Source organism: Congregibacter sp. (assembly GCF_047617445.1).
Lineage (GTDB): Bacteria > Pseudomonadota > Gammaproteobacteria > Pseudomonadales > Halieaceae > Congregibacter.
Window position 1 is genome coordinate 16,065 of record NZ_JBLGBE010000025.1, and the last position, 11,872, is coordinate 27,936.

12 protein-coding genes are annotated in these 11,872 nt (G+C 54.6%); 5 read left to right on the top strand and 7 right to left on the bottom strand.

Annotated elements, in window-relative coordinates:
- Positions 1-34 precede the first annotated feature (34 nt).
- Entirely contained in the window at positions 35-1,432 is a 1,398-nt protein-coding gene (locus tag ACI9KD_RS07955; protein WP_414980628.1) for a S41 family peptidase, read from the top strand.
- Between the two features lie 96 nt (positions 1,433-1,528).
- On the opposite strand, the gene ACI9KD_RS07960 is transcribed toward ACI9KD_RS07955, so the two are convergent.
- From ACI9KD_RS07960 to ACI9KD_RS07985, 6 genes are all read right to left on the bottom strand, one after another.
- Complete coding sequence (locus tag ACI9KD_RS07960; RefSeq protein WP_414980629.1) at positions 1,529-2,035, bottom strand: hypothetical protein; 507 nt, start codon at positions 2,033-2,035, stop codon at positions 1,529-1,531.
- A 79-nt stretch (positions 2,036-2,114) separates the two neighbouring features.
- Positions 2,115-3,083, bottom strand: a complete 969-nt coding sequence (locus ACI9KD_RS07965; RefSeq protein ID WP_414980630.1) for a potassium channel beta subunit family protein — start codon at positions 3,081-3,083, stop codon at positions 2,115-2,117.
- Between the two features lie 15 nt (positions 3,084-3,098).
- Entirely contained in the window at positions 3,099-4,013 is a 915-nt protein-coding gene (locus tag ACI9KD_RS07970) for a sterol desaturase family protein (RefSeq protein WP_414980631.1), read from the bottom strand.
- A gap of 147 nt (positions 4,014-4,160) precedes the next feature.
- Positions 4,161-4,763: a 2-hydroxychromene-2-carboxylate isomerase gene (locus tag ACI9KD_RS07975; protein WP_414980632.1), complete on the bottom strand. Its 603-nt coding sequence runs from the start codon at positions 4,761-4,763 to the stop codon at positions 4,161-4,163.
- 80 nt (positions 4,764-4,843) lie between these two features.
- A complete protein-coding gene (locus tag ACI9KD_RS07980) occupies positions 4,844-5,623 on the bottom strand; it encodes an SDR family NAD(P)-dependent oxidoreductase (RefSeq protein ID WP_414980633.1) in 780 nt (259 codons plus the stop codon).
- A 92-nt stretch (positions 5,624-5,715) separates the two neighbouring features.
- Entirely contained in the window at positions 5,716-6,201 is a 486-nt protein-coding gene (locus ACI9KD_RS07985) for a winged helix-turn-helix transcriptional regulator (RefSeq protein WP_414980634.1), read from the bottom strand.
- Positions 6,202-6,353: 152 nt separating this feature from the next.
- On the opposite strand from ACI9KD_RS07985, the gene ACI9KD_RS07990 reads away from it, so the two are divergent.
- From ACI9KD_RS07990 to ACI9KD_RS08000, 3 genes are all read left to right on the top strand, one after another.
- Positions 6,354-7,754, top strand: a complete 1,401-nt coding sequence (locus tag ACI9KD_RS07990) for a M20/M25/M40 family metallo-hydrolase (RefSeq protein ID WP_414980635.1) — start codon at positions 6,354-6,356, stop codon at positions 7,752-7,754.
- 41 nt (positions 7,755-7,795) lie between these two features.
- Positions 7,796-9,103, top strand: a complete 1,308-nt coding sequence (locus tag ACI9KD_RS07995) for a M20/M25/M40 family metallo-hydrolase (RefSeq protein WP_414980636.1) — start codon at positions 7,796-7,798, stop codon at positions 9,101-9,103.
- A gap of 89 nt (positions 9,104-9,192) precedes the next feature.
- Complete coding sequence (locus ACI9KD_RS08000; protein WP_414980637.1) at positions 9,193-10,653, top strand: Atu1372/SO_1960 family protein; 1,461 nt, start codon at positions 9,193-9,195, stop codon at positions 10,651-10,653.
- Positions 10,654-10,721: 68 nt separating this feature from the next.
- Here the strand turns inward: ACI9KD_RS08000 and ACI9KD_RS08005 are convergent, their stop codons facing one another.
- Positions 10,722-10,856, bottom strand: coding sequence for a hypothetical protein (locus ACI9KD_RS08005; RefSeq protein ID WP_414980638.1), 135 nt, complete (start codon positions 10,854-10,856; stop codon positions 10,722-10,724).
- 184 nt (positions 10,857-11,040) lie between these two features.
- On the opposite strand from ACI9KD_RS08005, the gene ACI9KD_RS08010 reads away from it, so the two are divergent.
- Positions 11,041-11,871: a peptidyl-prolyl cis-trans isomerase gene (locus ACI9KD_RS08010; RefSeq protein WP_414980639.1), complete on the top strand. Its 831-nt coding sequence runs from the start codon at positions 11,041-11,043 to the stop codon at positions 11,869-11,871.
- Position 11,872 lies beyond the last annotated feature (1 nt).

Genomic DNA, 11,872 nt, shown 5'->3' on the forward strand with positions numbered 1-11,872 from the left:
ATCCCGTTCCCAGGGTACCGCTGTGAGGTAACAAGTGCTTAGTAGAGCCTTTGCAAAACACGCTGGCTGGCTGTGCGCCTTCCTGCTCAGTGCTTGTGGTGGCGGAGGCAATAGCGGCTCCATTACGCAGCCAAGTCCTGCGCCGACCGTCGTGGATAGCTGTGGGGTCGAATCACAAAAAGAGTTCGTTATCGCGGTCGCACAAGATTGGTATCTCTGGTTCGACGAAATGGCGGTTGTAAATCCAGCCAGCTTTAACACCGCGGATTCTTACCTATCAGCTTTAACGGCCCCTTTGGCCGAAGACTTTCGTGACCTGGGGTTTTCCTATCTGACCACAGTGGCCGAGGATGAAGCCAACTTCACCAGCCGCGCATTTGTGGGATTTGGTTTTCGGTTTGCCATCGATGACGATGGCCGATACTTGATTAGCGATGCCTTCGAGGGAGCTCCGGCCTTCAGGGCGGGCTTCGCGCGCGGTACGCAGATCCTCGCCGTAGATGCAGGCGACGGCTACGTGACAATGCGCCAGTATGAAGAACAGGATGCATCCCTGGACGACATATTCGGCGGATCTGTGGAAGGCCTGGAACGAGGATTTCAACTACAAGTCGGCTCTGAGACAGTAGAGCTGATCGTCGCTAAGGAAAACCTGGACGTGCCGCCCCTCGCCGCAGCCCCCCGAGCACTGGAGCGGCCTGGCTTGGCGCCCGTGGGCTACATCCACTTGCGTAGTTTCACCCTCTCTGCCAGACCAGCACTGAATGATGCCTTTGCAGAACTCGCGGGTCAGGGCATTAGCGATTTCGTGGTGGATTTACGTTACAACGGCGGAGGTCTTGTAGACATCGCCGATCTGTTTCTGGACTTACTGGGTGGCGCGGTTGCTAACGGCGATGTGGCGTACCAAGTCAAACATAATGACAAACGGGTCGCCGAGAACATCAGCTACGTCTTTGACGACCAACCGGCTTCTGCGTCACCACTTCGCATCGCCTTTATTACCAGCGAGGCAACTGCGTCTGCCAGCGAGCTCCTGATCCACAGCTTGGAACCCTTTGTGGAGATCGTGCTTGTAGGAAGTGATACCACGGGCAAAGCCGTGGGCCAGTACGCCTTTGATCAGCGAGGCTGCGACACCCGCCTACGCCTAGTGTCATTTGAGAGTGTTAACGGAGAAGGCTTTGGCGGCTACTACACAGGATTGATCGATACTGGGCGCTTTACACTCTGCGAGCTAGAGGATGACTACAGCGGCGCCTTTGGCTCAACGGACGATGTGCTTACCGCCGGCGCACTCGCGTGGTTAAATGAAGGAACATGTCCAACACGACCTAACTCAAGCAGTACGGCATCGAACGGCATTCGCAGAGCAGCGTTCCCGATCACGGGCAGAGATCGACCGGACCGTCGGTCCTCCTGGGTGCAATAAATCACGTCCCATAAACTTTTTCCTGAAACGCCGGCGGCTATTGCGACACCCCGCGGCGCGATGAATACTCCACGGTGCCGAAGGCTAACGGGTAGCTCATTGAGCGGCCTGCCATTCAGCCAGAGTCGCTTCCTGCTTTTGATGCTCCATCACCATGGTCCAAGAGCCATTCTTGAGTAAAAGAGCCTCAAAGTGAACATAGGCTTCCTGCATATCTGCATCAGGCACGCCTTCGCCGATAGGGCCGGTTTTAAAATGAAACATCCCCTTTTCGTGGGATGTGGTTTCGCTAAACAAACGCTCGGTCACCTTAAACTCCACCACAGAAATTGCTTCACCGGCCTGGGTCGCCAAAATGCCAGGCTTCCAGCGCACTAGAGCCTTTGCAATCGGGTAACTCGTACCGAGGCTTTCACTGACCAGCACTGCATCGGGGTGATAGGTGGTGACCAAACCCTCGTAGTCTCCAACGGCCAGATAATGAACCACAGTCGACCAGTATTGATCTAACTCCTGCTCGATCATCGCGTCATCTGCTAGCGTCGGCAGACCTCCGAGCTGTAAGCCTAGAGCCAAAAATAGTGCCGCAAAATTCAACCTCATGGAGATACCCTTTTTAGTTTTAGACTTATAGACCCGATCAAACAGTAAGACTTTCGTTCTCCGTGCTGTAGACCCCAGTTCAGATCGCCGACAGTGCACTGCGGACCTCACCATCTATGGAATCCAAGACCTTAATCGCAGCTAAATTCTCTTCGAGCTGAGCAACGCGCGAGGCCCCCAAAATAACCGTGGAAACGTTCGGGTTCAAAAGACACCAGGCAATGGCCAACTGCGCAGGCGTGACTCCCAGTGCCTCGGCGATAGGCGGCAAGCTCTGAATACGCTGCATTCGCGCCTGACCGCGCTCGCTGTCTACCAACATCTCTCGGAGCCATTCGTAGCCAGGCAAACCAATGCGGGAGTCCTCGGGCACAGCTGTTAGATATTTACCCGTAAGCGTACCCGAGGCCAGTGGCGACCAGGTGGTTGTTCCCAGGCCGTACTTCTCATACAGCGGCGCGTACTCGACCTCAACGCGCTTACGATCGAGAAGGTTGTACTGCGGCTGCTCCATACTCGGCGGCGTGAGATGGTTGCTCCGGGCAAACTCGTAGGCCGCAGTAATCTGCTCCCCGGACCACTCGGAGGTACCCCAGTACAGGACTTTGCCTTGCGCAATAAGGTTGTGCATCGCCCAGACAGTCTCCTCGATGGGCGTATCCGGGTCCGGACGATGGCAAAAATACAGATCAAGGTAATCAAGCTGCAGGCGCGCGAGAGCCTGGTGACAGGCCTCAGTGACATGCTTGCGGCTCAATCCCTGTTGAGTAGGCTTCGGGTTCTCCCGTGAACCGAAAAAGACTTTGGACGACACACAATAACTGTCCCGGGGAGCGGTCAGCGCCTTGAGTGCTTTACCCATGACAATTTCCGCATTCCCCGCTTCGTAGCCCTCCGCGTTGTCAAAGAAGTTCACTCCGGCGTCAAGGCAAGTGCCAAACAGGCGTTCGGCCAGCTCCGCGTCCACCTGTTTGTCGAAGGTGACCCAGGAGCCAAAGGAGAGCGCTGATAATTTGAGGCCCGAAGAGCCTAATCGCCGATACTGCATTGTTCCGCCCTCTTCTTAGGCTGTCGATGCCTGCTGCTGCCGTCGCAAGGTACGCGCGCGTTTGTCAGGACCTTCGTGAGACCACCCGGGCGCGTTAACCAAATACCGCAGCTTGTCACTCCAACGTTCGGCACGCGCCATATCCCGAAACATCAGCCGATATTCACGAAAGGCGATCGTCAGTACGTTCTGCGACTCCAGGTTATGTGTGAGACCGTAAACAACCGGCTCCTCAGACAGCTCCTCACTAAACGTACCGAACAAACGATCCCAGATAATCAGTGTCCCGCCGTGGTTGCAATCGAGGTAGCGCACGTTGGATGCGTGATGAACACGATGATGCGAAGGCGTATTGAACACATACTCAATAGGGACCGGTAACTTATCCACCGCCTGGGTATGTATCCAAAACTGATAAAAAAGGCTGATGCTCATCATGATCACCACCATGACCGGATCAAAGCCCAGCAGCGGCAATGGAAGCCAGTACGCATACTTAATGACCCGCTCACCCACACCCTGACGCAGCGCCGTACCGTAGTTCAGGAACTGCGACGAGTGATGACTCACATGACCCGCCCACATGATCCGTAACTCGTGGTTGCTTCGATGAAACCAGTAGTAAACAAAGTCATCTATGAAGAACAGCAATAACCAGCTCCACCACTGTCGTTCAAACACGCCCTTAAAAGGTGACAGCTCATAGAGGGCAAACATGGCCGCTATGCCGAGGATTTTGGGAACCAGGTCAATGAGTCCCGTGAGCAAAAGAACGCCCATGGAACTGAAAAAATCACGACGCTCATACCAGTCCAGATGCTTTTTTGCGGCATAAATCGACTCAATAACGATCACCAGTAAAAACAACGGTAACGCTTTGGTAACAAGGTCATCTTCGAGTATGGCGATGATACTGTTCGGAATCTCCATTCCTTATAGCTCCTTAGGGGCACACATTTGTCACACCCCACTCTATAAACGACGGGTGCCTAAAACATCAGCAGATGATACCTAAAGAAACCTATAGGTGGGTCAATTTGCCTGAGCAGAATGACCCAAGTTCTGGGCAATATCGATTCACGCCGACAGCTCTTCTTCGACTTGCTGTAAACGCTCTTTGCCGAAAAACATTTCATCTCCTACAAAGAAGGTCGGTATGCCAAACGCGCCTCGCTCTGCAGCTGCGGCAGTATTGGCCATAAGCTTAGCCTTCACTTCGGGATCCTGAGTACTCGCCAGCAGGGTTTGGCCATCCAAACCGGCATCCGTCATCGCCTGCACAAACACCTCAGGATCATCCATTTTGAGCTCCTTCTCCCACACAGCGCTCAGGCCGGCCTCAATGTACTCCTGGAGTTGGCCGTTGTTTTGGGCGGCTATCGCGCCGCGCACCAGTAACAGCGTATTTACAGGGAAGTGCGGGTTGAATTTAAAACTATGCAGCTCGTGTTTCTGGATAAACCGCTGTATTTCAAGCTGATCGTATTCAAGCTTGCCCTTCACCCCCTGAAAGGCAAGCATTGGGGCCTGATTTCCCGTTAACTTAAAAAGGCCTCCGAGTAGGCAAGGGATAAGGTTCAAACGCGCGTTTGTACGCTCAAGTATGGGCGGCAGCGCCCTATGAACCAGATAGGCATTGGGGCTGCCGAAGTCAAAAATAAAATCCAGTGTCTTAGTCATTGTTTTTCCTAAGTGTGTCAAAAAGCCCATGCTCGGGCCGATGCCATTGATTGATTGCTCTACCGGCTATCGCGGCCTACTCAAACCAACTTTGGTGCATGATTCCACCAGGCTAAATCTGAATACGCCCGTAGATCTAATTCATGGGTCCATGCCGAGCGATGCTGATGGGCCAGATGGAAATATGTCTCCGCCATATGCTCAGGAATCAGCAGGCCATCGTGTTCCTTGCCTTTGGCATCCCGCAGCTTCGCAAAATTCTCTGGCCCAAGCATCTTACCCAATGTGTCCGGGGCATCTACAGCTCCGTCAATTAATACGTGGGCCACATGAATACCTTTGGAGGCAAACTCGGCGTTAAGCGTCTGACACAGCATGCGACGTCCACCCATGGCCGCTGCATGAGAGTGCTGTCCAGCATTGCCCCGCACCGCTGCGGTGGCTGAGGTTACAAGCAATGTACCCTTGCCACGAACCTCCATAAGAGGAATGGCGCAGCTGGCAATCCTAAACAGCGCAAAAGTGGCAAGACGCCAACCCAGCTCAAAAGCCTTGTAGCTCGTATCACCCAGTGCGCGATTGCCGATTTGCGCGCCCAGATTAAATAGCACCACCTCAATGGGACCGATGGTGGACTCCACGTCTGCCACAAGTTCTTCGATGGATCCCTCATCAGCGGCATTCAAAAGTCGGCCAGTAGCGGAACCGCCGGCCTCTTCAATTTCAGCAACCATTCGTTTCAGGCCATCTTCATCGCTGCGGCGACAAAGAACCGCGTGATAGCCTTCACTCGCAAAACGCTTACCGACGGTACCGCCTATACCGGCTCCCGCGCCCAAAACCAGACACACTTTTTTCATCGAAAAAACCCCCTCTTTGCGCATTCGATACTGCTCATGGCAGCCGTTATTGTTCTGTCCACAATGAGATAAACCCTAAGCTACCCATTAAACTATGACACCGGGATCGCGTTGATGCGCTCTTTGGCGGCCGCACTAGCGCCGGGACCCGCCTTAGCCAGGATGTCGCCTGCAGCGAGCACCTTTCCGTCATGATCACGCGGGACCAGTTTTGGCAGCTTTCTGCCGGACGACCTGGCGCAAAGATTGACTGCCTCCCGGCCCTTAGCAAACATCTGCTCATTCGCCCACTGGTTAATTGCCACCAACACCGTAATAAGCGACTCCCCTTTGTCCGTAAGGTGATACTCATAACGGGCCCCTCGCTCCCCGATGTCCACGCGGCGAAGTACACCTTCATCGAGCAACGTGGTGAGACGATTGCTAAGAATATTTTTAGCCATGCCTGTGTTCTTGAGAAATTCACCAAACCGGGTAGAGCCATAGAACGCTTCCCGAATTACCAAGAGCGTCCAGGCGTCGCCAAACGTATTTAGGAACTCAGCAATAGGACATGTCTGCACATGCTTTTTAGTCATAAAAGATCAGCAGCCAACTGTAATCTGAGGAGGACTTTAGCAATTTTGGTTGCTTTTTACTACCAAATATCCGATTTATCCTTCCGATGACGTGGCGAGACCTAAGCACTACACTGAAGCGTCAAAAAGTTCACCCAATCTGGAGAACAACCATGCTGCAAAACCGCTGGATGGCCCTACTGCTGCTTACTGTTACCGTTGGAACCGCCGCCCAAACGGATCTTATCGAGAGCGAGCACGCGCAAAAAACGCTTGAGATTTACCGCACGATCGTTGAGGTCGATACCTCAAAAACTAAAGGCAACACCCTTGGTGTTGCAAAGTACCTGGGCGACGAGCTTGTGGCAGCAGGCTTTGCCAGCGAGGACGTTCGCGTCATTCCCAAAGATGATTTTGGCGTATTGATTGCAACTTATCGCGGCGATGGAAGCTCGGGCAAAAAGCCCATCCTGTTGCTTGGGCACCTGGACGTAGTAGAGGCTTTGCAAGAAGACTGGGTACGTCCACCATTTGAGCTGACCCAAGACGACGTCAATTTCTATGCTAGAGGCAGCATCGACAATAAATTTGGCGTTGCGCAGCTCACCGGCACCATGATCCGCCTCAAGAAAGAAGGCTTCGTGCCCGACCGCGATTTGATCCTGGCATTTTCCGGAGATGAAGAGAGCGGCATGATTACCACCCGTATGATGGCCTACGAAATGCCCGAACTTGTAGAGGCCGAGTTCGCACTTAACTCGGATTCCGGCGGCGGCAGCCTCACCGCTGATGGTCGGGCCATTGACTACAGCCTCCAAGCAGCGGAAAAGACCTTTGCCACCTGGGAGATCACCGTTCGCAATCCCGGCGGGCACAGCAGTCGCCCCCGGGATGACAATGCCATCTACGAATTAGCCAGTGGCATAAAAGCAATAGAAGCCTATCGCTTCCCTATCATGTGGAGCGAGATGACGCTTTCTTACTTTCAACAAGTCGGCGACAAACTAGGGGGTGAGCTAGGCGATGCGATGGTGCGTTTTGCCTATGATCCCGAAGACGAAGAAGCCGCAGCACGACTGCGCACCGAACCCTCCTACGTCGGCACCACACGCACCACCTGTGTGGTGACCATGCTCGAAGCGGGCCACGCAGAAAACGCCCTCCCCCAATCAGCGACGGCAACGGTCAACTGCCGGATTTTTCCTGGTGTATCGGTAGCGGACATTGAGACGGAATTACGTTCGGTGGTGGGTAACTCGGAGGCCGAGTTTGTACTGCTGGGGGATCCTACAGAAAGCCCTATCTCAGAAATTCGCGCCGATGTATTAGCGGCTGTGGGCAACGCGGTACACGGTCGCTATCCAGGTCTGGACCTCATTGCCTATATGTCATCGGGGGGGACGGACGGAATGCATTTTCGCAAGGCCGGGGTTCCTACCTTTGGCGTCGGGAGTATCTTTATGAATCCTGATGAAAAATTTGCCCACGGCCTCAACGAGCGAGTGCCCATGAAAGCGTTTTACGATGCCCTGGATCATTGGTCGATTATTATTCGAGACCTGACCGGTAGTTGAGCCTCAGAACCTCCCTTTTGTAAGCAACAAGAAGGCACTCTATGAAATCGTGGACATTATCAGCCGTCATCACGTCCCTGTTGGTCGCCGGCGCAAGCGCAGCAGAATTACAGCCAACTGAGCAGCGTATAAGCCAATGGGTGGACGCCAACGCGGAGGCAGCCATTGAGCTCCTTGCCGAAACGGTCAACATTGGTAGCGGCACAATGAACGTGGAAGGTGTCCGTGAAGTCGGGCGGGTTATGCAGCGCGAGCTGAACGACCTGGATCTCGAAACACGCTGGATCGAGATGCCCACGGAGATGAATCGCGCTGGACATCTGTTTGGACGCAAGGACGGCGACGGCAAAAAGTTTCTGCTGATCGGTCATCTCGATACGGTGTTTGAGAGCGATGACAACTTTCAGGCTTTCCAACGCGAAGGTGACATCGCGACGGGACCCGGCATCGCCGATATGAAGTCTGGCAATGTGGTCATTGTTTACGCGCTCAAGGCACTGAAGGAAATTGGCGCGCTGGACAGCATTCCGATTGTTGTTGCCTACACGGGCGATGAGGAAAAAAGCGGGAAGCCGCTGTCGATCTCTCGCAAGGACCTCATCGAAGCAGGAGAGTGGGCCGATATAGCCCTGGGCTTTGAGGGAGCAAGCTACGCCGACGGTACGGACTGGGCGACCATCGCCCGCCGCAGCGCCAGCAGCTGGACTTTGGAAGTCACCGGGAAACAGGCACACTCCTCTGGCATTTTTAGTGATGAGGTGGGCGCCGGTGCGATCCATGAAGCTGCACGAATCCTGCACAGCTTTTATGCCGAGGTCCGCGGCGAGTACGGCCTGACCTTTAACGCAGGAACCATACAGGGCGGTACAACGGTCAACTACGATGCTCAGCAGAATCGGGGCGAGACCTTCGGCAAGACCAACGTCGTGCCACGCAAGGTCGTCGTGCATGGCGGCATCCGTACAATCACAGAGGAACAACTGGCGCGCACGCAGGAGCGCATGCGAGCGATTGTGGCCAACAGCCTGCCGCAGACCTTCGCAGAAATTAGCTTTGTGGCGAGCTATCCGCCCATGGCGCCCACGGCTGGCAACCGACGTCTAGCAGAACAGCTCTCTAGCATCAACGAAGCCCTGGGCCGCGGCCCCATGCCCATATGGGACCCACTCAAACGCGGCGCCGCAGATGTATCCTTTGTTGCACCCTACACCGACGCCTTGGCGGGCCTGGGGGCGATTGGCGAAGGCGGACATACCCCCAACGAAAGTCTCGAACTAAGCTCCATGGCCGTTGCCATAAAGCGCGCTGCAATACTGATTTATCGTTTGTCTCAGGAATCGCAGGACTAAATCGAAGGCATCAAGCATTTGGCGGAAACATGCAAAAGTTTAGGCCATATGGTTTAAGGCTTAAGCAAACTTCAAACAGAGGATAAATCGTGTTTACAAAGCCCACACTTAACGCTGGTACTGCACAGCCAAAGACCGACTCGGCTATGGCCAGCTACAGCATGCTCCTGGCACTGCTTCTGACAACGGCGTTAGCCCTGCCGGTCCGGGCGCAATCCCCTGCAGCCCCTGCAGGGGAGGACTACAACCCGGAAGCTCGACTTGTGGAACTCGGTATCACGCTGCCCCCAGCGCCAGAGCCCGTGGCGAACTATGTAAACGGGGTACAAACAGGCAATCTGATTTTTCTGGCAGGAAAGGGCCCAAAGCGCGCCGACGGCAGTCAAGTCACCGGCAAACTTGGCCGTGAAATCAGCATTGATCAAGGTTATGAGGCCGCCCGTATAACCGCGATTAACCAACTGTCTGTACTCAAGGCAATGCTGGGAGATCTAAAGCGTGTCAAACGCGTTGTCAAAGTTTTGGGAATGGTGAACTCTGAACCCGACTTCGAGCAGCAGCCTGCGGTTATCAACGGTTTCTCAGACTTGATTGTGGAGGTGTTTGGCGACCGGGGCCGTCACGCCCGAGCCGCCGTGGGCATGGCTTCTTTGCCGCGAGGACAAGCGGTAGAAATTGAAATGATTGTGGAGGTTGAGAGCGGCAATCCTCTTTGGACCCAACGAAAGGTGAAGAATTTTCTGCCGCATATGACATCACCGGAAGTAGATGAACTTTTGGGTAAAACTGACATGGTGATTATTCCTATCGCCTCTCTGGAGCAACATGCTGCGCACCTGCCCATAGGCACGGATTTCATCAATGGCGTAGAACGCAGCAAACTGATTGCTCAGGAGCGCGATGTATTGGTCGCCCCCATTCTCATGGCCGGTCAGTCGCCCTATCACATGGGCTTTGCGGGTTCCGTGACACTGAAAGCACAGACCATCGTAGACGTTCATCTTCAGGCGGTCGAAAGTCTGATTAAGCACGGTTTTAAACGCTTTATCATCATGAATGCCCACGGCGGCAATCGGGCAATATCCACCTACCTTGTTGACCAGATCAACCAAACAACAGCAGGCGTGGCGGTCAGCTATGGCGAGGCAGTGCGGCCCTATTTGGCGCCCTCCACAGTAGCCCCCTCCAGTGTTCTGGATCGTCATGGAGGCACTGGGGAGACATCGAACTCTTTGTACCTCATGCCGGATCTGGTGCAGCTGGACAAAGCGATAGCTGCAGACATTACGCTGCCTGATCACCTTGAAGCGATGTTGCCAGAAGTGATTGCTGGCGATCCCACTGCGCTTCAGCTTTTTCTTGCCGAAGGGCTAAAGGCCCAAGAGACCGGGAAGATGACCTCGTCTGCTGAAATGTCCACCACGGGTGTGTGGGGAGAGCGGCATCCCGCCGAGGGAAGCCTTGCTAGAGGTGCTGCAGAGGCGGCCAGACAGATCGATGCCGCTGTTAAGTTCATCGACCGCTGGAACGAGTTAGCCGGTCCCGACTAGTACAGTGACTGCTGCGGTGACTGCCAAGACAATTCGCCTAAATGGCAGAGCGCACTTAGGAGCGACTCTTAGGCACTGCCCTTAACGATGAGGGGAGCATGGCCGCCAGAACTTTTCTTATCACGCTTAGCCGCTTTCTTTTCCTTGGGCGTTAACGTGGCTTGCTTCTTGGCTTCACGTTTGTTGTGCTGAGTCTTGGACATGGTCATACCTCTTGCCCGAACTGGGCATGCACGACACTGGTGAGCAGCAGCTAAGCGAGCTCCAAGCTGCTCTCACCAAAGAGCCTTGGTGCACATTCACTATAAGCCTATGGTCGCCAGAAGTACGTTTCTATTGATGGCGTAAGAACAGGCATGATGTCCGATCACGACAGGAGTGGCGACAATGATGAAGCTAACAGACGGTCTCCTGATAGCCGCTGTGGCGCTCGGCATCCTGGTCGCGGTGGCGGGTTTGGTAGACGCCGGCAACGCGCCGCTGCGCGATACGACCGCAGCACTGGTTAACGAGACTGCGATCTCTGCAGACGAGATGGAGAGCGTGCTGCAACGACGTACGCAGGAAGGCGCGCCGGTTGATCAGCTTCTGGGCACGTTGGACAACATGATCGACGAAGAGCTGTTGATTCAGCGAGCATCGGAGCTGGGTATCCTGCGCCGCGATTCCAATGTGCGCGTCGCGATTATCCAGGCGATGGAGAAATCGATCCTGAACGAGGAGCGTGGCCGCAGTTTCTCGGAAGTGCAAGTTCAGGCTTTTTATCGCGACAACACGGCGCTGTTTGCCGAGCCGCTACGGCTTGAGCTTGAGGCGATTGTGGTGACAGATGCACAGCGGGCTTCCTCATTGATCGCAGCGCTTCACGAAGGCGTCACAGCCAAGGCGCTCGCCGCCGAAAATGACGGGGTTTCGATCACGAGGCTACCACCGGTGCCCTTGAGCCTGGACGCATTGGGCAGGCGGTATCCGCAAGACGTGGTTTCCCGGCTGCAAACCGCTGTCGAGGGCGACGTACTCACGCATGAATCGAGCCGGGGTACCCACATCATCAAAATTCTTGGCGTTCGAGAGACCGCAGCACCTCCGTTCAATGAGATTCGCCTGTCGGTCTTGAACGAACTGCAGATGCAGAGTCAGAACATCGCGTATAACGAGTATCTTGCCTGGCTCAGGCAGCGAGCCAAAATCCGCAAGAACGAACGGCTGGCTCACTAGC